The organism is uncultured Capnocytophaga sp., assembly GCF_963525585.1.
GTDB lineage: Bacteria > Bacteroidota > Bacteroidia > Flavobacteriales > Flavobacteriaceae > Capnocytophaga.
In genome coordinates this window covers 15765-41375 of sequence record NZ_CAURLX010000009.1, presented here as the reverse complement: position 1 = coordinate 41375, position 25611 = coordinate 15765, and the positions used below count along the sequence as shown (strand labels likewise).

The window sequence follows — 25611 nt, the reverse complement described above, 5'->3', positions numbered from 1 at the left end:
ATTTAACATTGTATCTTTGCAGCATTATTTTTAAAGTTATACAATGAATCTTTATTTAGATGACCTACGTACTACTCCTGAGGGGTTTGAGCGGGTGTATAGCTACGAGGAATTTGTAGCTTATCTTCAGCACTATGGGTTGCCTGATTTTATCTCGTTTGACCACGATTTGGGCGAGGGGCTTTCTGGCTATGATTGTACCAAATATTTGGTGGATTATTGTTTAGACCGTCAGTTGCCTTTGCCTAACTTTGCAGTGCACAGCCAAAACCCTGTAGGTAAGGCGAATATAGAACAACTATTAGCGAATTTTAAAAAGAATATAGAATTTTAATAAATAAAACTATGGCAAAAAAAGAACAACTCATTCGCTTAGTATATATTGTAAAAGCTCTTGAAAAAGCTCCTCAAGAGGGGCTTAGCTATCAGGAAATCTATGATTTTCTAAAGCGAAAACACGAAGATAAGGACTGTGAAAAATTTAGCTTTTCAGAAAAAACTTTCCAGAGGGACAGAGGCTTATTACAGGATATTTTTATGATTTACATCACTCCTAAAGGAAAAGGCAAATGGGTCATCGAGGAGAATGAACTCACGAATCGTTATGCTATTTTTGATAATATATTACTAGTGGATGCCTATCGTCGCACTAAGGAGATGCAGGAGGTACTTCTTTTTGAGCAACAAGAAAAAACACTGGGTTTGCATTACATTGAAGAGATTATTGAGGCTATCGAAAAACATCGCACCCTACGCTTCGTGTATACCAAGTTTTGGGAAGGAGTACCCCACTTGCGAGAGGTGATTCCGTATGCCTTAAAGGAATACAAACGCAGATGGTACCTTATTGCTGAAGACTACCAAGGTGATAACCGGATCAAAACCTTTGGTCTAGACCGTATTACACAATTAGAAATTACACAAACCAAAGTACAACATAAAAAAGTAGATATAGAAACTCTTTTCAAAAATTCTTATGGAATAACAATTGATACAGAAACGCCTCCGCAGGAAATCATCTTATCTTTTGATTATCAGCAAGGACAATACATTAAGACCCTCCCCTTACATCCCTCACAAGAAGTATTGATAGATAATGAAAAAGAAGTGCGTATCCGCTTACGGCTTATCCCTAATTATGACTTTGTGATGGATATATGCGCCCGTAGCCTGTATGTAAAAGTAATTTCACCGCCTTCATTAGCTAAAGAAGTGAAGGGATACCTCAAAGAAGCCTATGAGCAATATCTATCTTAACCTATTATTTCAACCGATTCATTACCATTTATATTATGCTTATCCAATACTGTTCTGACCTACATCTAGAATTTGAAGACAACCTCAATTGGCTTGATAACAACCCTATTGAACGAGTAGGAGACATTCTTATCATTGCAGGAGACTTGTGTCTGTTTGTAAACCTTTCTCGGAATATTTATAAAAGTGAAGTAGCCGATTTATGTCGAGGTTTTGAGAAAGTTTTCTGGATTCCAGGGAATCACGAATACTACCTCTTCACCCATCATTATGCCAGCACCCGCTATGAACAACTCCTCAAAGAAGTTCCCAACCTTTTCCTAGTAGATAATTACACGGAGACCATAGGGCGTACTCGGCTAATTCTCTCTACAATGTGGAGTCATATCCATAAGAAAAATGAAAAGGCTGTCCTTTATGGAATGAACGATTTTCGTTATATTACAGTACAAAACACTGAGGAAACCGACGAAATAGAATCTCTTACCATAAAAGACTATAATTACTTTAACAAGGTTGCGGTTCGCTTTCTCAAGGAAGAGATCAAAAAAGCTTCCAAGGCAAAAAAAGCAAGAGAAATTGACCATATTATAGTAGCTACTCATTATGTCCCTACCAAACAAAATTATCCAGAAATATATGCAGGAAGCTCCCTTAATGATGCTTTTGCTATGGAACTGGAGGATCTTATTACTAAAAACCCTATAGACTATTGGATTTATGGACATCATCATTTCAACCAACCTAATTTCAAAGTAGGAAATACCCAATTACTTACTAATCAGTTAGGATATGTAATGAGAGAAGAACACGAAGGATTCTCGTGGGATTGTGCTATTGAAGTTTAAATCTAGCGTATATTTTTATTAATACGAGTTTAAGATTTACGATAATGGAGCAATTTATCACAAGCAATAGGCTCTATTTACATTACACTTAAAATTTTTATTTTTATCAATATCTTTTTGTAAAAAATGTATTTTCTGATGAATATATTCATTTTTTTTGTATTTTTGCATTCTAAATAATATTTATATGAGCAAAAAACTAGACCCAAAACCTGTCTCAGCCTCAAGGTCTGTTTCTACAGACTTGGTATTGCCCAATGAGACCAATCATTATGGAAATATGTTCGGAGGGGAGCTCTTAGCTCGGATGGATAGAGTAGGAACCATTGCTGCTCATAGGCATTCCGGCTGTGTGGTGGTTACCGCCTCGGTGAATTCTGTTTCTTTTAACAAGACAATCCCTCAGGGAAGTGTGGTAATGATAGAAGCTGCCGTTTCTCGTGCTTTTACATCGTCTATGGAAGTATATATAGATGTATGGGTAGAAGATTCTGTAAATGGAGAACGTATTAAGTCCAATGAAGCTATTTATACCTTTGTAGCTCTAAACGAACACGGACAACCTATAGAGGTACCTGAAGTAATCCCTGAGACAGCTTTAGAAATAGAACGCTATCAAGGAGCTTTAAGGAGAAAACAGCTCAGCTTAGTTCTCGCAGGACGACTCAAGCCTCACCAAGCTACAGAATTACAGGCTCTTTTCGAAGATTTGGAAGATCAATAGCCATAACGTTCTCCCCACAAACCTTTCAAATACATTCGTAAGGCATTTTCCTTAGGATTATCACAGGGTTCATAGAGACGTACGCCCTGTAGATCATCGGGTAAGAAATCCTGAAAGACAAAATTTCCTGTAAAATCGTGGGCATATTGGTAGTCTTTCCCGTAGGACAAATCTTTCATTAGCTGAGTAGGAGCATTACGCAAATGAAGAGGTACGGGAAGGTCTCCCTTCTGCTTGACTAATTGTTGTGCTGTATTAATTGCCTTATAAGAAGCATTACTCTTAGGAGAACTTGCTAGGTAGATAGCACATTGGCTAAGAATAATACGAGCCTCTGGATAGCCTACAGTAGTTACTGCTTGGAAAGTATTATTAGCAACTACCAACGCCATAGGATTTGCATTTCCTATATCCTCACTAGCAAGGATAAGCATACGTCTGGCTATGAATTTCACCTCTTCGCCTCCCTCTATCATACGAGCAAGCCAATAAACAGCTCCATTAGGATCACTCCCTCGAATAGATTTAATAAAGGCTGAAATGATATCATAATGCTGTTCTCCTGTCTTGTCATAAAGGACAGTATGTTGTTGGACTACTTGTAGAACTTTTTCATTGGTAAGGATAATTTCTTCGCCTTGAGAGAAGGTATTGACCACTAGGTCAAAGGTATTGAGGAGCTTACGTCCATCACCTGCTGATAGCCTTAGTAAGGCTTCTGTTTCCTTAAGTTGTATTTTCCTATTTTTTAAGTAGATATCCTCTTGAATAGCCCTATGTAAGAGTGTCAAAAGATCTTCCTTGGAGAAAGCCTTCAGAATATATACCTGACAACGAGAAAGTAAAGCTGGAATCACCTCAAAGCTTGGGTTCTCAGTAGTAGCTCCTATGAGGGTTACCCATCCTCGTTCCACAGCCTCTAGCAGAGAATCCTGTTGTGCCTTGTTGAAACGATGGATTTCATCTATAAATATAATCGGGTTATGAGCAGTGAATAAGCCTCGTTCTCGCTTGGATTTTTCTATAATCTCCCTTACCTCCTTAATACCACTACTAATAGCACTCAAGGAGAAAAATGCACGCTGGCATTCCTTAGCTATGATATAGGCTAAAGTTGTCTTTCCTGTGCCGGGAGGTCCCCAGAAAATTAAGGAAGGAGTTATCCCTTTCTCTATTTGTAATCGTAAAGCTCCCGCCTCTCCTACCAAGTGGGACTGACTTACATAATCAGACAAGCGTGTGGGACGCATACGCTCTGCTAATGGGCGAGAATCTGTCATATTAAAAGGGAATTAAAGGAACCTTTACCAAGTCCTGTACTTGGCAAAGGCTATTGAAGAGTTTCTTTTATTTTTTTCCTTCCATTTCAGCTTCTAAAGCTGCATTTTGAGCACGATAAACGCCTCCTTCAAGCTTGCTTCTGATGGCAGAAAAAGCCTCCAAAGTGCGTTCTATATCCGCCATAGAGTGTGCTGCTGTAGGAATAATACGCAAGAGAATCATTCCCTTAGGAATTACTGGATACACTACTATAGAAAGGAATATACCATAGTTCTCACGTAAGTCATTCACCATTGCCATTGCCTCTGGAATACTTCCTTGTAGAAATACAGGTGTTACACAGGTGTTGGTATCTCCTATATTAAAGCCTCTTGACTTAAGTCCGTTCTGTAAAGCATTTACATTATCCCAAAGTTTTTGCTTGAGCTCTGGCATTGTTTGTAACATTTCCAGACGCTTAAGAGCTCCTTTCACATAAATCATAGGAAGAGATTTTGCAAACATCTGAGAACGTAGATTATACTTAAGGTAATCTATAATTTCCTTATCCCCTGCTACAAAAGCACCTATTCCAGCCATAGACTTAGCAAAAGTCGAGAAATAGAGGTCTATCTGATCCTGTACTCCTTGTTCTTCACCAGCACCGGCACCTGTTTTTCCCAAAGTACCAAATCCGTGAGCATCATCCACAAGAATACGGAATCCATATTTTTCTTTGTAAGAGAGGATTTCTTTTAGTTTTCCTTGTTGCCCTCTCATTCCAAACACTCCCTCTGTAATTACAAGAATTCCTCCTCCTGATGCTTCAGCAACTCTTTTGGCTCGCTCTATATTCTTAGCGAAGCTCTCCATATCATTATGCTGATAAGTGAATCGCTTTCCGAAATGTAACCTCACCCCGTCAATAATACAAGCGTGAGAATCCACATCATATACAATTACATCATTTTTAGTAACTAAGGCATCAATGATAGAAACCATTCCTTGATACCCGAAATTAAGCAAATAAGCAGCTTCTTTGTGAACAAATTTTGCTAAGCGATTCTCTAATTCCTCATGTACTGTTGTATGCCCACTCATCATACGAGCTCCCATAGGATAAGCAGCACCATAATCAGCCGCTGCTTGAGCATCTACCTTACGTATTTCTGGATGATTAGCCAGCCCTAAATAATCATTAAGGCTCCAGTTAAGAATTTCTTTCCCTTGGAATTTCATATGAGGTCCTAGTTCTCCCTCTAACTTAGGAAAAACATAATACCCTTCAGCGTGAGAAGCCCAGCGTCCTATATTCCCTTTATTTGTTTTTATGTGTTCAAACAAATCATTCATAATCTGTATGTTATATAAATTTCTATTCTTTATTTTATTCGCTGTAAAAGCAGGCAAAAGTATGAAGTTTTAGAAATAGAGCCAACAATTTATTCGTAATTTTTTGTTAAATTTCTAATTCTACATGGTAAGCCTTTCAAAGGAAGCTGAAGCCACCACCTGATAGAATACTTGTATGTAGTCTTCAGGAATTGTTTCTACTTCATAAGGAGGATTATTATGCTCAGGCAGAGGTGCTGGCACCAAGTCCAGATAACCTTTTTGAGCACTTCTCTTAACTATCTTAATGGTACGAAGATTATTCTTAGTAACCACTCCATATATCTCATTGGTGGGAAAATAGGTTTTCCAATCTTCTATTTTTCTCAGACCAATAATTGCCCCACTTTTGATACGGCTGGAGATGGCATTTCCTATAAGGTTACAAGCAAATTCTGCTCGTGCAAAATCAGGTGCACTAATCACAAAAGAAGGTCTCACCTGAGTAAAAAGCTCTGCTGATGACCACTCTCCTGCAAAATCTACATCATAATAAGGCACCCTCACGGAAGAGAGCATCAGCTCAGAACGTAATGAAGAGGTGTTTTCCCCTCCTTCCTCTTCTTTATGCTGATATTCATATTCCATCCTATCAAAGAAATTTTCAAGGATTTCTAATACTTTCTCTGGAATCTTCTTCTCTTCATTCTCATAAGCCTTAAGATGCCTCAGAGGGATATGTGTATATTCAGTAATATCTATTAAGGAAAGTCCATATTTTTCACGCTCTCTTCTGAGGTAACTATCAACTTCTTGAGTAATAATCATTTTCCCTTGCCCAGTAAGCATCCACTCTCGGCTAATCTCAGGAAAGGAAGCTACAATTCTTCTAACAAGTCCTTCAGTAACATATTTTTCATTTCCATTAAGGGCTGCTGAGAAGTTACTCCTTGACTCTCCTATTTTTTCAGCTATCAGTGTCTGGTTTACATATTCTGTATTCTTTCTAATATACCAATATGCTTCATTCAAGCGCTTAGCAATTTCTGGTTTTAGGTCATTAATATACTGCTTGTATGAGGTCTTCGCTTCCATAAAGATATTTTTAAAACTTCTTTTGACTGCCTGCAAAGTTACTATAAAAAAAGTTTTTTTGCAAGAAAATAGTTGTTATAAAAATGTTTTTTATTTGTTTCATTCCGTTAAATATCTTCCTTCAACAAAAATTTTTCAACTTTTTAATATTTTGAAAAAACTAATAATCTAGAATCTTTTTTGACAGTATTTTTTCGCTAAGACGTTACAATTCATTCTCTTTGAAAATAAAAAAATAGAAAAATATTTTTTTATTCAAAAAAAAGTTGTAGCTTTGCCCCAATTTTCATATCAATGTATTTTTTATAACTCAAATGAAGACTGTTTTTGCAAAGATACTATCCCTTATAATGGTAGTGTGCTTAGTGGGGAGTACTCACATAAGCCATCCCATTATGCCTTCTTGCAAAGAACAGTCTCATTGCCAAATGGGAAAAAAGAGTTGTCCTCAAAAGGAGGAAATTCCTTCCTGCTGTAGTTCTCAGAAAGGAAAGACCACTAAGCACTCTTGTTGTGAGGCGCTCCCTTTACTCTCTTATGCAAGATTAGAAAAATCGGAAGAAAATAAGACGATCTCAGTACTTGCTAAAAAAGAAGTACTTCCTACTATTGTCTCACCTTTTGTAAGAACTCTCGAAGGAATCACATCCAAGAAAGTTATCTTACAGCATCATTACGTCCCGCTTTTGCTGTCGAGGAACCTCCCTGTTCTTTTTCAGCAGTTTCTTTGTTAGTTTTATAATCAATTATTAGTCAAGCACTAAGGATTTTAAAAGAGTTAAGAAAAAAATTTCTTTTCTCTCGTCCTCTTTTTGGATTAATCAGAGTTAATCCTAATATAATTATTGATTTAAATTTTACTAAAAGAAAACTAACAATGAAGAAATATCTCTTTTTAACATTTTTAATTATTCCCTTTTGGTCTTTTGCACAGACTGTATTACAAGGGAAAGTCTCTCTGAATGATATTTCAGAGACCTTTACTGCCCCTGGCGTAAGCGTTTATTGGGAAGGCTCCTCTATAGGCACTGTTACTGATGACAAAGGACACTTCAAACTACTCTATAAGCCAGAGCTTAAGAAGCTAGTTATCAGTTACACAGGCTTCAAAACAAAGGTTATCCATATTACAGATCCGCTGAAGTTTGTCACTCAATCTCTTGAGGTTGAGGCTAGTGAGCTAACTGGTGTAGAAGTCACCGTCGCCAAGCGTAAGCCTACAGAACGCTTAGCCTTAAGTAATGCAGGAATGATTAATATCAACTCTGGTGAGTTGCTCAAGGCTGCTTGCTGTAACCTCTCAGATAGCTTTGAGACCAGTTCCAATACTGAAGTAGCTATCGCTGATGCCGTAACAGGAACCAAGCAAATCAAGATGTTAGGGCTAGCGAGTCCCTATCTATCTCTTACCCAAGAGAATGTTCCTAGTATTCGAGGAGCTTCACAAGTCTATGGAATGACTTTCATACCAGGTTCTTGGGTAGAAAATATCCAGATTATTAAGGGAGCAGGAAGCGTTATTAATGGTTATGAAAGCATTGCTGGGCAGATTAATACAGAACTAGTAAAACCCATCTTGGATACCCGTATTTTTGTGAATGCTTATGGAAGTGAGGATGGGCGTTTTGAACTGAATAATCACCTCAATACCAAAGTCAGCGAACACTGGCATACAGGATTCTACCTACACGGTAATGCCCGTAATATGGAAATGGATACCAATAAAGATGGCTTTATGGATACTCCTACAGGAAGCCAAATCAACCTAATGAACCGTTGGCAATATGCTAATTCTGATACAGGGTGGATTTCCAACTTGCTGGTACATTATTTATATGATCAACGAAAAGCTGGGCAACTCTCTCATACAGTAGCCCCTACCCTATGGCAGAATGAGAATAGAATTCATCAATTCAATGCTTCTGCTAAGCTAGGCTATCTATGGGTAGATATGCCTTACCAGAGCTTAGGGTTCCAAGCAGATTATAAGCAATACAAGCAGGCTTCTACCTTTGCTAGAAATTTATATGATATCGGGCAAAATACCCTTTACCTCAATGCTTTATTCAAATCTATCATAGGAAATACCAATCATACTTTTACCACAGGAGTTAGTAGTATTACTGATGTTATTGAGGAAAATGTAGCCACTAACTCACTCTCTGGGGACTATAATCGTACTGATTTTTCAGTAGGAGCTTTCTTTGAATACAGTCTTACACAAGGAGAACGTTTTGGACTTACAGCAGGAGCTCGTGCAGATTACCATAATCGAATGGGAGCCTTTATTACTCCTCGCTTTCATTTGCGTTATATGCCTTGGCAACAAGGAACATTGCGCCTGTCTTTAGGAAGAGGAGAACGCCTTGCCAGTATTTTCTCAGAAAATCAAAAGCTCTTCTCTACCCAGCGTGCCATTCGCCTATTAGGTACCTCACAGGAGAAAACTTATGGGCTATCTCCTGAAATTGCTTGGAATTACGGGCTTTCATTCACTCAGCACTTTACCCTTGGAGGAAGAGCTTTGGAACTTGTTGCTGACCTATATTATACCAACTTCACCCAGCAAGTAGTAGTTGATTGGGATAACCCTAGAGAAATCAGTTTCTATAATCTAAATGGAAAGAGTTTTTCTACTAATTTTCAGCTAGAAGCCTCCTATGAAATCCTTAAAAGAACTCAGCTAAAAGTTGCTTATAAATGGTTCGATGTACAGACCGATTATACTAGTGGAAGACGAGTACAACCTCTCCAACCCAAGGAACGCTGGATGGTGAACCTTTCCTATGAGACAGTCCCTGACCAAGGAAAACAATGGCGATTCGATGCTACCTTCAATGCTATTGGTACCCAGAGATTACCTGACACCTCAGCTAATCCACTTGCCTACCAGATGGAAGCAGAAGCCCCCGCCTATACGACTACTCAGGCACAAATTACCCGAGTATTCTCTCCCAGCATTGAAGTCTATCTAGGAGCTGAAAATCTCTTCAATTACTACCAGAAGAATGCTATTTTATCAGCGAATAATCCTTTTGGCACTTATTTTGATGCTTCTATGACCTATGCGCCTACTTTAGGACGTATGATCTATGGAGGTATCCGTTTCAAACTTAAATAAAAATAAATTATATACCAATGAGAACACTTATTATTCTGGCTTTTTTAGCCCTTACTCTATCAGGAGTTGCTCAAAATAAGAATGCAAAAGCACAACTCAATGTGGAAGGCATTTGTAATTCCTGTAAATCCCGTATAGAAAAGGCAGCCTTAGGCGTAAAAGGCGTAAAGTATGCACAATGGAATGTGAATTCCCACCTGCTAGCACTGGTCTTAGACGAACATAAAACATCGGTTCAGAATGTACAAAATGCCATTGCCAAAGTAGGACATTCCAACAGCCTTGCTGATGGCACCCAAAAGATAGAAGCCACCGAAGAAGATTATAATAAAGTAAGTGACTGTTGCAAATATCGTGATGAAGAGGTGGTAAGAAATCACCACTAGAAGACCTATTCTCCAGAGAATGGCATAATAGCTTCCTATAGTTATTATGTCATTCTTTTTATTATAGCAAACCCTATTAAAGAGAAAAAAACACAAAATTACTTTCCTGCTTAGCTAAAACAATGTAATTTTGCAGGCTTTTTAATAAAATACTTATGCTCATCCGATATTGTGCCATTATCTTTGGGTGTTTAGCCTTGGGAGAAATATTAGTTTATCTCACAGGAATACACTTTCCTTCTAGTATTATAGGAATGATACTGCTTACCCTCTTCTTACACCTAGGATGGATAAAACTACATTGGGTAAAAGCCATCTCTGACCTTCTGATGGCTAACTTAGGGCTCTTTTTTGTTCCCCCTAGTGTGGCTATTTTAGCCTATTTTGACCTTATTGCTGCCAATTTCTGGTCTATTAGTATTGCTATTCTTCTAAGTACTGTTCTTGTTATGGTAGTTACAGGTCATATCTATCAATTTATGCGTAAAAGAACCAAACATCATTCTAATGAAAATATTTGAGAATCCTCTTTTGTTACTAGGAATTACTTTTGGTGTGTATTATGGAGCACAAATGCTTCATAAGCGTTATAAATCTGTGTTTCTGAATCCTGTTCTATTGAGTGTTTCTATACTAATTGGTTACTTGATTGTCTTCAATATTTCTTATGAGACCTACGAACAACAAGCAGGTATGTATATTGATTTTTGGCTCAAGCCTTCTATAGTGGCTATGGGAGTTCCTCTGTACCAACAACTTTCAAAAATTAAGAAGCAAATACTCCCTCTCTTAGTCTCACAGTTCATTGGGAGCCTTGTAGGGATTATCTCAGTAAGCTATATCAGTAAATGGCTTGGAGCGAGTGACGAGATTATTCGTTCGTTAGCTCCCAAGTCTGTAACTACCCCTATAGCACTTGAGATTTCCAAGACCTTACACGGGATTACTTCCCTTACTGTAGCCGCTGTAATTGTTACAGGGATTCTAGGGGCTATCTTGGGCTATCAGGTATTGCGCTGGACAGGAATAAAAAGCCCTATGGGACGAGGCATTTCTTTAGGTACTGCCTCTCACGCACTAGGAATTATGGCTGCTCTAAATCTTAGTGAAAAGCACGCTATCTATGCTAGCTTAGGAATGATTTTTAATGGGATTTTTACCGCTGTTCTGGCTCCTATAGTTATCCCATTTATTTTGTAGTTTCAGCTTTTTTTCGTAATTTTGCTATAAGAAAACAGGAATCACTATTACTTTGGATAACAATATGTTATCCCCTATTAATATATGTAACCTATTAATATTCAATAAAAATGAAAGTCTTTCATTTGATCATTTTCTCTTTAGCTTTTTTCCTAAACAATGTTTCATTCGCTCAGGTAAATAAAAAAAATATGCAAACAAAAGAGATTTATTTTGCAGGAGGATGCTTCTGGGGGACAGAACATTTCCTCAAGCAGATTCGAGGAGTAGTCTCCACCGAGGTTGGTTATGCCAATGGAATTACCCAGAATCCTTCCTATCGGGAAGTTTCTCAGGGAAATACCCAATTTGCTGAAACCGTAAAAGTTATCTATAAACCAGAAGAGGTTTCCTTGCCTCAACTCATAGAGCTATACTTTAAGACGATTGACCCTACTAGCCTGAACAAACAAGGAAATGATATAGGAACACAGTACCGTACGGGCATCTTCTATACTGATAAAAGCGATCAGGCACTTATCAAAAACCTATTGAATAACCTCTCTAGCTTATATAAAAAGCCTATTGTAGTAGAGAACTTACCTTTAAAGAATTTCTACCCAGCAGAGGAGTATCATCAGGACTACTTAGAGAAAAATCCCAAAGGCTATTGTCACATTTCTCCAGCTTTGTTTGAAATGGCTCGCAAAGCAAACCCAAAACCTTCTACGTCTTATACAAAAAAAGAACAAAGCACCCTTAAGAAAGAACTTACCCCTCTACAATATGAAGTTACTCAAAAAAGTGCTACTGAACCTCCTTTTAAGAATGAATATTGGAATGAGAAAAGAGAAGGTATCTATGTAGATATTACCACAGGAGAACCTCTTTTCAGTTCTTTGGATAAATTCGATTCAGGTTGTGGATGGCCTAGCTTTACTAAGCCTATTGAAAAAGGGCTTATTAATGAAAAACTGGACAAATCCCATAATATGATTCGTACAGAAGTAAGGAGTAAGACAGGCGATGCACACCTAGGACACCTTTTCCCTGATGGACCTAAGGATAAAGGAGGAATGCGTTATTGTATCAATAGTGCTTCCTTGCGCTTCATTCCCAAGGAATCCCTTATCAAGGAAGGATATGGAAAGTATCTATCTCTCTTCCAGAAAAAATAGTCTTACTTTCTATATTGAATTCCAAATTCTCCAAGAGGCTTCTGCTTGGAGTACGAGCATCTCATATCCATTTTTAACTATAGCTCCTTGCAGCTTTCCTCGACTAAGAAAAGTAGTTTCTGCAGGGTTATAAATCAAATCATAGAGTAAGTGTTCAGGAGTAATTAGATGGTAAGGGATAGGCGGAGCCTCCTTAATATTCGGATAGGTTCCTAAGGGTGTCGTGTTAATAATCAAGGGATTTTGTTCCATTACTACTTTATCCAATTGCTGGTAACTAATTGCTCGTGAAGAGGCTTTTCTAGAAACAAAAAGATAAGAAATCCCTAACTGTCCCAAAGAGAAAGCCACTGCCTTAGCCGCTCCTCCTGTCCCTAATATAAGAGCTTGGGTATGATGAGGTTTTAACAGAGGTTTCAGTGATTCAGAAAAACCTATATAGTCTGTATTATAGCCCTTAAGAACACCTGTAGGGAGTACTTTTATAGTATTACAAGCTCCTATTAGTTCTAACTCATTACTTTTATGGGTGAGATAGCCTAAAATCTGCTCCTTATAGGGGATAGTTACATTCATTCCACATAAAGAAGGGGTCTTTAGAATCAGTTCAGGAAGTTCATCTATCGTTTGTATATCAAAATTTATATAAATAGCATCTGTAATCTGCTCTTTTTTGAATTTTTTCGCAAAATAATCTCTTGAAAAAGAATAAGAAATATTCTTACCAATCAAGGCATAAGTATGGGGAGTAAGCATAAGTATATGAATAAAGGTTAGTCCTCTGGCGTATCAGAAGGGGCTTTTCGGTATAGGTCATCTCCTTCAAGAAGTTGTAAATAACTTTTGTAACGACTCCAATACAGTTTATCAGCCTCCAGCGCTTCTTTAACAGCACATTGTGGTTCTTTCAGGTGTAAGCAGTTATGATACTTACATTGTTCCTTTAGAGCAAAAAATTCAGGAAAATAATTCCCTATCTCTTCACGTTCAAAATCCACTATTCCTAATCCTTTAATCCCTGGTGTATCAATGATTCTTGCAGAGAGGTCTAGGTCATACATCTGGGCAAAAGTAGTAGTGTGTTGCCCTTGTCCGTGAAGTTCCGAAAGGGGTTGTGTACGTAAATGGAGAGAAGGAGAAATAGCATTGATCAGGGTAGATTTTCCTGCTCCTGAATGTCCTAGTACCATAGCCGTTTTCCCTTCTAATCGTTCTTTTACCTGAGAGAGGTTCTTACCTGTCTGTGCCGAAATCCCAATACACTCATAGCCTATATTACGGTACATATAGGCTAAATATTTCACCTCAGCCAACTCATCTGTTGTATAGGTATCTATTTTATTAAAAAGGAGAACTGCTGGAATATGATAGGCTTCTGCCGTTACTAGAAATCGGTCTATAAAAGAAGTATAAGTGGTAGGATTATTAAGTGTTACGAGCAAGAAGGCTACATCTATATTGGAGGCTATAATATGTGTTTGCTTGGAAAGGTTTACTGAACGGCGGATAATATAGTTAGTCCTAGGAAAGATTTCTGTAATAACTCCTTGTTGTTCTTCTATATCAAATAAGACTTCATCTCCTACAGCAATAGGATTGGTATTCTTAATGCCTTTCAAGCGAATTTTCCCCTTGATACGACACTCATAGAATTGATGATCTTCTCCTTTTACCTGATACCAGCTTCCTGTAGATTTATATACCGTTCCTTTCATAGGGCAAATATGCTACATTTTAGGAGTCTGTACAAACAAATATCCAAAAAGTTATCAACAATTATAGAAGAATTATATTTTTAGCTAACAAAAGGCAACAAGTATTGCTACTTATTGCCTTTTTAACCGTTTTAGATATGTTTTTACAAAAAAACGCAGTCACTCACTAAGCTTCTGCTGTAGTGTCAGGTGCCCATTCATTACAAAGCATTCCCTCTGCTGCGTGCAATTGGTTAGCACAACTTTGTGTTTTGTATTTTGAACAAGAAAGGCAATCTACCTCATCTTTTAAGCTTGGACGCATATTAAAATCATCACAAGTGTGCTTTACTTCTACTTTAATATTATAAAGCTTACATACATTCTCTGCTGTTAAATTTTCGCAATTTACACAGCCACTTACTAATCGGATAGCCATAATTTTTTATTTTTTTAATTAAGTTATTTTTCTGTTTTATTTTCTGGGTGCAAAATTAGAAAACAAACTCTTTAGAAACAAACTAAATAGCTCATTTTCAATAATATATATTTTGAATAATTAAAAATTATATTTAGAATGAAACATAATAAATGTTTTGTTTTTAATTGTATTTTTCGTACTTTTGCCCTTGCTAATTTCACTTAAAAAAGATGAGAAATTCATTCATTTTCTGTTTATTAACCTTTCTTACTTGTACAAAAGGATTCTCCCAATGGAAACAACACATTGATTACCAGATGGATATTCAGATGGATGTAAAAACTTTCCAATACAAAGGAGAACAACTTGCTGAGTATTATAATAACTCACCTGATACCCTTCGTACTCTTTTCTATCATCTGTATTTGAATGCTTTCCAACCTAATAGCCAGATGGATGTACATATGCGTAATACCTCTGATATGCCTGTTCGTTTCTATAAAAATATAGGAACTGAAGCAGAACCTAAGTTAGTTACCAAAATTAGTACCCTGAAGGATAATGAACAAGGATTTATTCGTATTCAATCCTTAGAACAGAATGGAAGTCCAGTTACTTACAAGGAAGTAGGAACAATCCTACAAGTAATCCTTAAAGAGCCTATCCTTCCTAATAGCAAAGCTACCTTTAAGATGAAATATACCGCACAAATCCCTGAGTCTGTTTGCCGTATGGGACGAAATAATTCTGACGGGGTAGCTCTTTCCCTTTCTCAATGGTATCCTCGCATCTGTGCTTATGATAGCAAAGGATGGCACCCTTACCAATATATTTTTGCTGAATTCTATGGAGATTGGGCTAACTTTGATGTAAAAATTACCTTAGACAAAAACTATATTGTAGCCGGAACAGGAGACCTACAAAATCCTGAACAAATAGGATTTGGGTATGCAGGCATCAAAGAAGTGAAAACCAAACAAAAAACAAGAACTTGGCACTTTAAAGCTACCAATGTGATTGATTTCTCTTGGGCTGCCGACCCTAACTTCCAGCACGACATCGTTAAGAGCAAAAGAGGAACCGAAATTCATTTTTTCTATAAGACTTTCCAAGAGAATTGGAAGAAAATACAGGCTCCTATGGCTGAAGTAATGGATTTCTATGAGCAAAAAGTAGGGCGCTATCCCTGGAGCCATTATTCCTTTATACAAGCTGGGCAAGGAGCTATGGAATATGCAATGTGTACCTTTATAGAAGGTGGAAAAGAACTAGATGCACTTATTAAAACAGCTTCTCACGAGCTGGCTCATACTTGGTTTCAGCATATTTTTGCTTCCAATGAGCAGTTATACCCTTGGATGGACGAAGGATTCACTTGTTTTCTACAACTATGGGCTTATGCTGATGTGATAGAGAAAAAGCCTATGGCAAACTTCTCTGATTTTCGCCGTAAGGCTTTCCTAAAGTATATTTCTGAAGCAAAAGAAGAAGATCCTTCTATAAGAGGTGATTTTTTTGAGACTAGTAGGGCATATTTTAGTACTGCCTACGCAAAAGGAACTATGTTCGCCTCTCATCTGGACTATATTATAGGACGCAAGGCAATGGAACGAACTCTTAAGCGTTTCTACAAAGAATTTGCTTTCAAGCACCCTACTCCTGAGGACTTCATCAGATGCGCCGAAAAAGAATCAGGAATGCAATTACATTGGTTCCTAAATGAATTTATGCAGACAACACACCACATTGGCTATTGTATAGAAAAAGTAGAAGCTAAAGGCAATAGAACGCTCGTTACCCTCTCCAAAAAAGGGCGTGTACCTATGCCGCTGGATATTCTAATTATCCCTCAAGGGCAAAAACCTTTCTCTGTATATGTTCCTATAGACCTAACCTTTGGGGAAAAACCTAATCCTTTTACCAATATGGAACGTATTGTTCTACCTGTATGGAATTGGGCTGAAAACAGTTATCAATTTGAATTACCAATACCTCTGATTGATGTAAAAAATATTAAAATAGATCCACAGGAATTTTTGGCTGACCCAAATGCTGAATGCCATTCTTACCGTTATTAGATTGTTAATTATTATTTCTTACTTATTATTTTTGTATTTTTGCACCTAAAAAAATGACCATTACTCAGATACAAGAGAACCTAATTGCTGACTTCACATTGCTAGAGAATTGGGAGGATCGCTATGAATATATGATTAGCTTAGGAAAGCAACTTCCTATGATAGATTCACAATATAAGACAGAAAATTACCTTATCAAAGGTTGCCAAAGCCAAGTATGGCTACACGCTGATTGCCAAGGTGATACAATTTATTTTACTGCTGATAGTGATGCTATTATTACTAAGGGAATTATTGCTATCCTTATTCAGGTACTTTCTGGACAGAAAGCCTCTGATATTCTACAAGCTGATATGAGCTTTATTGATAAAATAGGACTTAAGGAACACCTCTCTCCTACCCGTGCTAATGGATTAGTTAGTATGATAGAACAAATGAAATTATATGCACAAGCAACTCTTTTAAATACCAAATAAAATGAATGAACCTATTAATACAGACCTTATTGGAGAAAAAATAGTAGAAGTACTCCATACCATCTATGACCCTGAAATCCCTGTTGATATTTACGAATTAGGACTTATCTATGATGTTTTTATCAATGAAAATTATGATGTGAAAATTCTTATGACTCTTACCTCTCCTAACTGCCCCGTAGCAGAGGTGCTCCCTCAAGAGGTTTATGAAAAAATAAGCAGTATTGATGAGATTAACCAAGTAGAAGTAGAACTTACTTTTGACCCACCTTGGGGACAAGAAATGATGAGTGAAGAAGCTAAACTAGAATTAGGATTCTTATGAGAAAAATAGCTGTTATTCCTGCTCGGCTACAGGCTACTCGCTTTCCTTATAAGTTATTACAGGACTTAGGAGGTAAGTCGGTAATTGAGCAAACTTACTTAGCTACCGTGCAAACACATCTTTTTGATGAAGTATGGGTAGCCACTGATAGTGAAGAAATTGCCGAAAGAATCACCTCTATTGGAGGAAAAGTATTCATCAGTAAGCTAGCTCATAATTGTGGAAGCAATAGAATTGCGGAAGCCGTTGCGGAACTTCCTGCTGATATAATTATCAATGTACAAGGAGATGAACCTTTCATTCAGAAAGATAGTTTAGAGAAACTCCTAAAGGTATTTGAAGAGGATTCCCTCAAGCAAATAGACCTTGCTTCTTTGATGACTCCATTATCTGATAGAGGAGAAATTGAGAATCCAAATAATGTAAAAGTGGTTACTGATAAGAACCAGTTTGCCTTGTATTTCTCTCGTTCAGTAATCCCTTTCAACCGAGAAGGGAGAAGTTCTTTTCCTTATATGAAGCACATCGGAGTATATGCTTTCCGAAAGAAAGCTCTAATGGATTTCTATAGTCTCCCTGCTTCTGCTTTGGAGGAGATGGAAAAATTGGAACAACTCCGCTATCTAGAAAATGGAAAACGTATTAAAATGGTACTTTCCCCTGTTGAAAATATAGGAATAGATACACCTGAGGATTTGGAAAAAGCTAGAATCCTTTGGAATACTTTCTATTCATATTAGTTAATTAATCATTAAAGATATGAAAAATATTCTTTTTTTTATTGCTTTTATCTCTTTTGTAAGCCTAAGTAATGCACAATTACAAGACCGACAGGAAGCCATTCGCAAGGAAAATCTACAAAAATCGTGGGTAAAGAATATTCCTTTTGAAGCTCTCCCCATCACACGAGGAGCCGGGGAAATTATTTCTGTGGAAAGAAACCCCAAGAACCCCTACGAACTATATGTAGCCTTTTCACAGTCAGGCGTATGGTATAGTAATAATAATGGAGCTAGCTTCTCCCCTACCTTTGCTGATTTTATGACTCCTCAGACTACAGCTATGGCAGTGGATTGGGAGCGTCAGACTCTTTGGGTTGCTAATCATCAAGGAGTTTTTATCAAAGAAAATAATCAGGAATGGCTAGCTACAGCTCCTCTAAACAATCTGAATGTAAGCCAAATTACCCTAATTTCTGATTCTGTTGCCTGCCTTAGTTCTCTTGGAGAAGGGGGAAATGAAAAAGGCGTTTTCTGTACTAATAATAAAGGAAAAAGCTGGACACAAACCTTTGGACAAGTAGGCGTAAATGAAATCAAAAAAGCCCCTAATACCCCCGAAACGCTCTTTCTTGCTGCTTGGGATGTGCAATTCAGTCCTTCCAATATCATCCCTAGTGGAAGCAAATCAGGAATTTATAAAAGTACAAACTCAGGAGCTTCTTGGGAATTACTCACCGCTGATGGTTCTGGGTTCCCTCAAGGAAATATTGGAAAGATATCTTTGGCAGTATTCAGCCCCAATAGTATCTATGCCCTTGTAGATAATAGAGAACGTGCTCTAGATGAGGGAGATGATGCTCTTCTGGAGAATATTTCTAATAGGGATTTCATTGCTTTAGATGATGAAAAACTAAACCAATATATCTATAACCATTCCTTACAAAACAGATTTTCTCCCAATAACCTACGTGAAATGGTACGTTCAGGGATTGTTAAAGCCAATGAACTTCCTAAGTTCTTAGGAATTATGCCTCGTGTGATAGGAGCTGAAGTTTATTTCACTGCTGATGGAGGAAAATCTTGGGTAAAAAGAAATAGTAAGCCTCTAACAAATGTTTTCTATAACAAAGGCTATGAAGTAGGAGCCTTGGCGGTAAATCCTAAGCAAGAAAATGAATTGTATCTCTCAGGAATTCCGTTACTGAAGTCCATTAATGGAGGTATTACTTGGAGCTTGATCAAGAATAACCCTAGAGACCAAAAAGTACATCAGCTATCTGTAGAAGATAGACAAATTATTTTAGTAACCAATGAAGGAATGTTCCAATCCTTAGATCAGGGACGAACTTGGGTAAAGCAAGAGATTCCTCAAACAGTTTCTGTAACTTCTCTAGCCATTGGGAATCCTTCCCTTTCTACACTTTATGCTAGCATTTACAAAGGAGGATTCCTAAGATATACCCCTAATGGATGGCTCCAAGTAAGTAGTGAAAATGGTACTTTAGCAGTATCTCCTGAGAATAAGGTATTTATTGCTCAAAATCTTGGAACTATACAATCCCTTAAACAGGGAAAGGTTACCCTCCCCTATGACAGAAAGATAAAACAACGTTACCCTTCGCAAACCACCTTATCTCTCTCTCCTCAGAATAATACTATCTTATATGCGGGTACCAATATTCTCTTCCAGTCCCTTAATGAAGGACGCCAGTGGAATGCAATCTCAACAGACCTTACCAACGGAGACAAAGGAGGAATTCTATCCTATGGAACTATCTCAGCTATAGCAGAATCACCTTTCCAGTTTGGGCTTTTATATACAGGAAGTGACGATGGTATGATCTATACAACTCAGAATAGTGGGGTTTCTTGGCAAATGATCTATTCTTCTTTCCCTACTCCTAATCGTGTAAATTGCTTAGTTGCCTCCAAGCATCAACGAGAAAGAGTGTACGCTATTTTACAGAATAATTCCCATCAGACCTTAGTATTTCGTAGTAATAATATGGGGAAAAGTTGGGATAACCTGAAGGCTAATCTTCCAGAAGAAACAGCAAATGTTCTTATAGAAGATCCTTCTAATGAGCAAGTTCTCTATCTAGGAACAGAAAACGGCTTATATGTTTCCTTTGATATGGGAGAAAAGTGGCATCCTTTTAAGGAAAAACTTCCTAGAACCTCTGTTAGTGCAATCGCAATGAATCCTCAAACAAATCAGCTCTATATAGGAACTCAAGGAAATGGCGTTTTCACTACCAATGTAGCAGCTCTCAAAGAACTAAAAGCTGCTATACAAGATCAGCCTTTTTACCCTCTTAAGGATACCTATTCTATTAAGTACTCCTCAAAGTGGGGTAATTCCGATAGTCCTTGGCAGGAGCCCGAAATCCCCTCACTTCTTTTAGAAACCTTTGCTTCTAAGGAAGGAAATGACATTAAAATTAGCATCGTTAAGGATGATATCACTTTGGCTAAATTCACTTATAAGACCAATATAGGATTCAATTTCATTCCTTTTGACTTAGTTTTCGATGAAGCTGGACGGCTTTCTTATGAAAGAAAATTACTAACCACTTTCAAGAAAGCAGGAAATGGAAAGTACTACCTACCCAAGGGAGTTTATCAGATCATTTTTGACAGTGATGCCTTTGATGAAGAACGCAGACTTATTATTGAATAATAGAATATAGAACTATGACTTATAAAATTTTCTTTGAAGACAAGAAGATTATTCTCACTAACAAATTAAAAAAATCTTACAAGAAAAAGTATCCTATTTATACGAAAGAAAAAATCTCTATCCCTGATTTTCTGAAAAAGATAGAAAACCATTCCTCTGGGAAGTTTATTTTCTTTATAGAAGATAAAAAGGAGAGATTATTGGATGAATTTGCCCTTGAACTCACCAAAGTAGCTGCTGCAGGAGGTGTTGTAAGAAATGATGAAGGGAAAATTCTTTTTATTAAGCGAAAAGGAAAATGGGATCTCCCTAAAGGCAAACTAGAACGAGGAGAAGACCTGAAAAAATGTGCCCAAAGGGAGGTAGAAGAAGAAACAGGCTTGGATACCCTTTCCCTACTAGGACTCCGTTCCACTACCTATCATATCTATAAAAGAGATAATAAGTACCACCTGAAGGAAACTTTCTGGTATAATATGTACAGTGATAGCTCGAAAGAACTTATCCCTCAAGAGGAGGAAGATATCGAATCCTGCACTTGGGAAAAGCCTAAAAAACTCAAAAAAATACTTAAGAATTCTTTTGCTAGTATTCGTACTCTCTTCAAGAATGAATATTAGTTCTCCAGAAGAAATGTTAAATTATTCTATAGTTTATTTTTTTTGACCTATACGCTTTTTTTATTGGATTTTTTTATATTTTTGCACCTAATTTAGTATTACTAATAAATTCAGATTATATGTATTGGACGTTAGAACTTGCCTCTTATCTAAGTGATGCTCCTTGGCCAGCTACCAAAGAGGAAATTATAGACTATGCTTATCGTACAGGAGCTCCTATGGAAGTTGTAGAAAACCTTGAATCCCTAGAGGATGAAGGAGAAATATATGAGTCCATTGAAGAAATTTGGCCGGATTATCCTACTGAAGAGGATTATCTCTGGAATGAAGAGGAATATTAACCTATTATAGAGATGGAAACATCTCTATTCTCTTTATAATGAATAACATAGATATCATTTTAGCCCTGCTTCTTGGCATTGGGGTTGTTCAAGGATTCATCAAAGGATTCATATGGGAAGTGGCTTCTCTTTTAGCGGTCTTTATTGCCCTTTTCGGAGCTATTCATTTCTCTTCCTTAGCCTCAGAATTTCTCCATAATAGCCTTTCCTTCTCTGCAAAAACCAATCAGATAATCTCTTTTTTGATTGTTTTTCTGGTCATTTTTGTACTTGTAAGGATTACAGGAAAGCTCTTAACAAAGTTCCTAGAAAGTATATATTTAGGACCTATCAACCGTATTGCAGGAGCTCTTTTTGGGCTTTTTAAGTGGAGCCTTATTGTAGGAACTGCATTGCTTTACCTGAACAAAGGAGCTATAGAGATTATTCTAAAAGAAGTAACTGATAATTCCCTGTTCTATCCTTCCATTATAGAAATCAATACTTGGATTCGTACTTATATCTTCCAATTCAAGGATACCTTTACGCCCCAAAATTTCATCTAAAGTTAAAAAAAAACTAATTGATTAGTTTTATTTTCAAAATAGCTGTAACTTGCAATGATTTTGCGTAGATTTCTTAAAAAACGCTAAAATGAAAGAAAAGATACTTATTTTCCAACTCTTAGCCTTCTTTTTTACAGCTTGTCATTGGACTGATACCCCTAGGAGCGGCAAGGTAATTGCTCGAGTAGGTGAGGCTTATCTTTATGAAGATGATGTAAAAAAACTCCTCCCTCCCAATTACACCTTGGAAGATAGTGTACGTATTGTAACCCCTTTTATCAATCATTGGGCTCTAAAGAAACTACTTTTTGCTAAAGCTCAGGATAATTTATCAAATAACAAAAAAGAAGCCTTTGAACAACTTGTAAATGAGTACAGAACAGACCTATATTCTCAGGCTTATCTTGACTTGCTTACCCGACAGGTAGATACTACCATTACTCGTACCGAAAAAGAGAAATTTTACCAAGAAAACAAAGATATATTCAAGCTTAATGAGAACTTAGTACAGTTACGTTATCTAGAGATTCCTATAGGAAATATTTCACAGAAATTAATCAGCTCTTTTAGGAACTTTTCCTCCAAGGATAAGTCGTATATAGATTCTCTTTCAACCTCTTTTAGGTCTCTTTTTCTCAATGACAGTATATGGGTAAGAGCTACTGATGTAGAGGAAAAGCTCCCTATTATGAAGGACAAACTGAATAAAAGATTCATAAACCAGTTTTTGGAACAGAGAGATTCTACTAATGTATATTTAGTTAAAATAAATAATTTCCTAGACTCCAGTGATTATGCCCCTATAGAGTATGTGTCCCCTACTCTAAAACAAATCATTTTAAACAAACGTAAAAGCAATTATATCAACAACTTAGAAAAAGAAATCATTACTAATGCTATTAAGAAAAAACAGTTTGAACTATATGAAGAAAATTAATTCCCTCTCAAGATTATTCATTGCTTTCCTTTTCTGCATTCAAGTTATCTCTGCCCAGAACTCCAAAACTAAGGTAGATGGTGTAGCTTCTGTCATAGGAGATTACTTAATCTTGGAAACAGATATTGATCGTTCTCTCATTGAACTAAAATCTCAGAATGTTGATACAAAAGAGATTACAAGATGTCAGCTATTAGGTAAGCTTATGGAAGATAAGCTATATGTAAGCCAAGCTATACAGGATAGTATCAAGATTTCAGATGAGGAAATCCGAGATGGAGTGAACCGCCGTATAGATTTCTTAGTAGAACAAATCGGTGATATTCAAAAAGTTGTGAAATTTTATAACAAAGAGGATGAACAATCACTCCGTGATGAACTTTTTAATATTCTGCGACAGAATGAATTAAGCTCCAAAATGAAAGCTAAAATCGTAGAAAATATAGAAGTTACTCCTGAAGAAATAAAACAGTTCTTTAATAAAATACCTAAAGATGAGCTCCCCACTATTGGTACTGAACTAGAGATTGCTCAAATAGTAATAGAACCCAAAGCTCCTCAGAGTGAAATAGATAAAGTAATTGAACAGCTTAAGGAAATCAAGAAAGATGTCTTAGAGAATGGAACCAGCTTCCCCACCAAAGCTATCTTATATTCTGCTGATAGGGCTACTGGAGGTAAGGAACTTACTTTCAATAGAAAATCTAGTTTTGCTAAAGAATTTAAAGATGTGGCTTTTAGCCTCCAAGAAGGAGAAATTTCGGATCCTTTCAAGACAGACTTTGGCTGGCATATTATCCAAGTAGTAAAAATACGAGGAAAAGAGGTTTCTGTACGTCATATCCTTATGGTTCCCCAAATTCCTGACAAAGCACTAGAAGAAGCTAAAAAGAAAATAAATGATATTCGTGAAAAAATTCTTAACAAAGAATTTACTTTTGCTGAGGCTGCTAAAAATTTCTCCGATGAGAAAGAGACAAAAGAAGATGGCGGACAACTGATTAACCCTGAGAACTATTCTACTAAGTTTGAGCTAACTCGTATGGAACCTCTATTATATTCTCAGGTAGCTTCTCTTAAAGAAGAGGAGGTTTCTTCTCCTATTGTAGATGAAGACAGAAGTGGTAGGAAAATGTATAAAATATTCCGTGTTACCAACCGTATCAATGAGCATACAGCTGATTTTGTTAATGACTATACAAAAATTCGCGAATTAGCTCTTAAAGAAAAACAATTAACTGCGGTTCGTAAATGGATTGATGATGCTATTAAAAAGACTTTTGTTTCAATAAAAGGAGAATATAGAAATTGTTCTTTTTCAAATAATTGGCTAAAAAAATAACCCTTTATAGCCATCCATCACTTTATATAAAGATTAAAAAATGATTGAATTTATTGTATAAGTCAGATTTTTTTCGTAACTTTGACCTAACAAAATTTAATCATTTTTTTATGAAAGTAACTGTAGTAGGCGCTGGTGCTGTAGGCGCAAGTTGTGCAGAGTATATTGCACTTAAGAATTTTGCTTCTGAGGTCATTCTACTGGATATTAAGGAAGGATTTGCAGAAGGGAAAGCAATGGACTTAATGCAAACAGCTTCTTTGAATGGTTTTGACACTCGTATTAAAGGGGTTACCAATGATTATTCTCAAACCGCAGGAAGTGAAGTTGCTGTCATTACCTCTGGTATTCCTCGCAAGCCCGGAATGACCCGAGAAGAACTCATTGGAACAAATGCGAACATTGTAAAATCAGTTGTAGAACAACTTATAAAATATTCGCCCAATGTAATTATCATCATCGTAAGTAATCCTATGGATACTTTGGCTTATTTAGTTCATAAAGTAACCAAACTTCCTAGAAATAGAATTATAGGAATGGGAGGAGCTTTGGACTCTGCTCGTTTCAAATATCGCCTTGCAGAAGCTCTTAAAAGTCCTATTTCCGATGTAGATGGTATGGTTATCGCAGCTCACAGTGATACTGGAATGCTTCCTCTTACTCGATTGGCTTCCAGAAATGGAGTACCTGTAAGCCAATTCCTTTCTCAAGAACAATTAGAATATGTATCACAGGAAACAAAAGTAGGTGGAGCTACTCTTACTAAGCTCTTGGGTACTTCTGCTTGGTATGCACCAGGTGCAGCTGTTTCTGCTCTTGTACAAGCCATTGCTTGTGATCAGAAAAAAGTATATCCTTGTTCTACACTTCTCAATGGAGAATATGGCGAAAGTGATATCTGCCTAGGAGTCCCTACTGTTATTGGTAAGAATGGTATTGAAGAAATCATTAATATAGAACTCTCTGAAGAGGAAAAAGCTAAATTCAAAGAAAGTGCTTTAGCTGTGCGAGAAATCAATAAGGCTTTAGATAACGTCCTATAAATCTATA

The 25611-nt window shown here is 36.9% G+C and carries 27 protein-coding genes; 21 read left to right on the top strand and 6 right to left on the bottom strand.

The window, feature by feature from the left end; all coding sequences use genetic code 11:
- Window positions 1-43: 43 nt before the first annotated feature.
- The 4 genes from RYK20_RS03730 (at window position 44) to RYK20_RS03715 (ending at window position 2829) form a co-directional block, all read left to right on the top strand.
- A complete protein-coding gene (locus RYK20_RS03730; RefSeq protein ID WP_314894465.1) occupies window positions 44-334 on the top strand; it encodes a cyclic-phosphate processing receiver domain-containing protein in 291 nt (96 codons plus the stop codon).
- A gap of 11 nt (window positions 335-345) precedes the next feature.
- Window positions 346-1257, top strand: a complete 912-nt coding sequence (locus RYK20_RS03725; RefSeq protein WP_314894464.1) for a WYL domain-containing protein — start codon at window positions 346-348, stop codon at window positions 1255-1257.
- A 35-nt stretch (window positions 1258-1292) separates the two neighbouring features.
- A complete protein-coding gene (locus tag RYK20_RS03720) occupies window positions 1293-2105 on the top strand; it encodes a metallophosphoesterase (RefSeq protein WP_314894463.1) in 813 nt (270 codons plus the stop codon).
- Between the two features lie 187 nt (window positions 2106-2292).
- Window positions 2293-2829, top strand: a complete 537-nt coding sequence (locus RYK20_RS03715) for an acyl-CoA thioesterase (protein ID WP_297978499.1) — start codon at window positions 2293-2295, stop codon at window positions 2827-2829.
- On the opposite strand, the gene RYK20_RS03710 is transcribed toward RYK20_RS03715, so the two are convergent.
- From RYK20_RS03710 to RYK20_RS03700, 3 genes are all read right to left on the bottom strand, one after another.
- Window positions 2823-4109: a replication-associated recombination protein A gene (locus tag RYK20_RS03710; protein ID WP_314894462.1), complete on the bottom strand. Its 1287-nt coding sequence runs from the start codon at window positions 4107-4109 to the stop codon at window positions 2823-2825. The genes RYK20_RS03715 and RYK20_RS03710 overlap by 7 nt on opposite strands.
- A gap of 67 nt (window positions 4110-4176) precedes the next feature.
- On the bottom strand, window positions 4177-5442 hold the full coding sequence (locus RYK20_RS03705; RefSeq protein ID WP_314801308.1) for an aminotransferase class I/II-fold pyridoxal phosphate-dependent enzyme: 1266 nt from the start codon (window positions 5440-5442) through the stop codon (window positions 4177-4179).
- 120 nt (window positions 5443-5562) lie between these two features.
- A complete protein-coding gene (locus RYK20_RS03700; RefSeq protein WP_314894461.1) occupies window positions 5563-6516 on the bottom strand; it encodes a helix-turn-helix domain-containing protein in 954 nt (317 codons plus the stop codon).
- Between the two features lie 314 nt (window positions 6517-6830).
- On the opposite strand from RYK20_RS03700, the gene RYK20_RS03695 reads away from it, so the two are divergent.
- The 6 genes from RYK20_RS03695 (at window position 6831) to msrB (ending at window position 12380) form a co-directional block, all read left to right on the top strand.
- Window positions 6831-7250 (top strand): hypothetical protein, encoded by a 420-nt coding sequence (locus RYK20_RS03695; RefSeq protein WP_314894460.1) that lies wholly within the window; start codon window positions 6831-6833, stop codon window positions 7248-7250.
- Window positions 7251-7393: 143 nt separating this feature from the next.
- Window positions 7394-9637, top strand: coding sequence for a TonB-dependent receptor (locus tag RYK20_RS03690; RefSeq protein WP_314894459.1), 2244 nt, complete (start codon window positions 7394-7396; stop codon window positions 9635-9637).
- A gap of 17 nt (window positions 9638-9654) precedes the next feature.
- The gene (locus tag RYK20_RS03685) at window positions 9655-10023 is read left to right on the top strand and encodes a heavy-metal-associated domain-containing protein (protein ID WP_297978477.1); all 369 of its coding nucleotides are present in this window, start codon (window positions 9655-9657) and stop codon (window positions 10021-10023) included.
- A 155-nt stretch (window positions 10024-10178) separates the two neighbouring features.
- Entirely contained in the window at window positions 10179-10544 is a 366-nt protein-coding gene (locus tag RYK20_RS03680) for a CidA/LrgA family protein (protein ID WP_314894458.1), read from the top strand.
- On the top strand, window positions 10531-11223 hold the full coding sequence (locus RYK20_RS03675) for an LrgB family protein (protein ID WP_314894457.1): 693 nt from the start codon (window positions 10531-10533) through the stop codon (window positions 11221-11223). The genes RYK20_RS03680 and RYK20_RS03675 overlap by 14 nt, the downstream gene beginning before the upstream one ends.
- Before the next feature lie 110 nt (window positions 11224-11333).
- Window positions 11334-12380: a peptide-methionine (R)-S-oxide reductase MsrB gene (gene msrB, locus RYK20_RS03670; RefSeq protein WP_297978474.1), complete on the top strand. Its 1047-nt coding sequence runs from the start codon at window positions 11334-11336 to the stop codon at window positions 12378-12380.
- Window positions 12381-12389: 9 nt separating this feature from the next.
- On the opposite strand, the gene aroE is transcribed toward msrB, so the two are convergent.
- The 3 genes from aroE to RYK20_RS03655 form a co-directional block, all read right to left on the bottom strand.
- The gene (gene aroE, locus RYK20_RS03665; protein ID WP_314894456.1) at window positions 12390-13136 is read right to left on the bottom strand and encodes a shikimate dehydrogenase; all 747 of its coding nucleotides are present in this window, start codon (window positions 13134-13136) and stop codon (window positions 12390-12392) included.
- A gap of 17 nt (window positions 13137-13153) precedes the next feature.
- Window positions 13154-14095, bottom strand: coding sequence for a ribosome small subunit-dependent GTPase A (rsgA, locus tag RYK20_RS03660; protein ID WP_311456089.1), 942 nt, complete (start codon window positions 14093-14095; stop codon window positions 13154-13156).
- Window positions 14096-14261: 166 nt separating this feature from the next.
- Window positions 14262-14513 carry a hypothetical protein gene (locus RYK20_RS03655; protein WP_311456091.1) on the bottom strand — a complete coding sequence of 84 codons (252 nt, stop codon included), beginning with the start codon at window positions 14511-14513 and terminating at the stop codon, window positions 14262-14264.
- A gap of 212 nt (window positions 14514-14725) precedes the next feature.
- Here RYK20_RS03655 and RYK20_RS03650 point away from each other — a divergent pair, with 212 nt between their 5' ends.
- The 11 genes from RYK20_RS03650 to RYK20_RS03600 all read left to right on the top strand — a co-directional run bounded on the left by RYK20_RS03650 (window position 14726) and on the right by RYK20_RS03600 (window position 25604).
- Complete coding sequence (locus tag RYK20_RS03650) at window positions 14726-16573, top strand: M1 family metallopeptidase (protein WP_311456092.1); 1848 nt, start codon at window positions 14726-14728, stop codon at window positions 16571-16573.
- A 53-nt stretch (window positions 16574-16626) separates the two neighbouring features.
- Entirely contained in the window at window positions 16627-17049 is a 423-nt protein-coding gene (locus RYK20_RS03645) for a SufE family protein (protein WP_311456093.1), read from the top strand.
- 1 nt (window position 17050) lies between these two features.
- Window positions 17051-17374, top strand: a complete 324-nt coding sequence (locus tag RYK20_RS03640) for an iron-sulfur cluster assembly protein (RefSeq protein WP_297979578.1) — start codon at window positions 17051-17053, stop codon at window positions 17372-17374.
- Window positions 17371-18114, top strand: a complete 744-nt coding sequence (kdsB, locus tag RYK20_RS03635) for a 3-deoxy-manno-octulosonate cytidylyltransferase (protein ID WP_314603653.1) — start codon at window positions 17371-17373, stop codon at window positions 18112-18114. Before RYK20_RS03640 ends, kdsB begins: the two co-directional genes overlap by 4 nt.
- A 19-nt stretch (window positions 18115-18133) precedes the next feature.
- Window positions 18134-20776: a hypothetical protein gene (locus RYK20_RS03630; RefSeq protein WP_314894455.1), complete on the top strand. Its 2643-nt coding sequence runs from the start codon at window positions 18134-18136 to the stop codon at window positions 20774-20776.
- Between the two features lie 14 nt (window positions 20777-20790).
- A complete protein-coding gene (locus tag RYK20_RS03625) occupies window positions 20791-21396 on the top strand; it encodes an NUDIX hydrolase (RefSeq protein ID WP_297979613.1) in 606 nt (201 codons plus the stop codon).
- A gap of 119 nt (window positions 21397-21515) precedes the next feature.
- Window positions 21516-21737: a DUF2795 domain-containing protein gene (locus RYK20_RS03620; RefSeq protein ID WP_311456096.1), complete on the top strand. Its 222-nt coding sequence runs from the start codon at window positions 21516-21518 to the stop codon at window positions 21735-21737.
- A gap of 38 nt (window positions 21738-21775) precedes the next feature.
- Window positions 21776-22282: a CvpA family protein gene (locus RYK20_RS03615; protein WP_314894454.1), complete on the top strand. Its 507-nt coding sequence runs from the start codon at window positions 21776-21778 to the stop codon at window positions 22280-22282.
- Between the two features lie 88 nt (window positions 22283-22370).
- A complete protein-coding gene (locus tag RYK20_RS03610) occupies window positions 22371-23219 on the top strand; it encodes a hypothetical protein (protein WP_311456098.1) in 849 nt (282 codons plus the stop codon).
- Window positions 23206-24561 (top strand): peptidylprolyl isomerase, encoded by a 1356-nt coding sequence (locus tag RYK20_RS03605; RefSeq protein ID WP_314894453.1) that lies wholly within the window; start codon window positions 23206-23208, stop codon window positions 24559-24561. Before RYK20_RS03610 ends, RYK20_RS03605 begins: the two co-directional genes overlap by 14 nt.
- 110 nt (window positions 24562-24671) lie before the next feature.
- Window positions 24672-25604, top strand: coding sequence for a malate dehydrogenase (locus RYK20_RS03600; RefSeq protein ID WP_311456100.1), 933 nt, complete (start codon window positions 24672-24674; stop codon window positions 25602-25604).
- The last annotated feature ends 7 nt before the right edge of the window (window positions 25605-25611 follow it).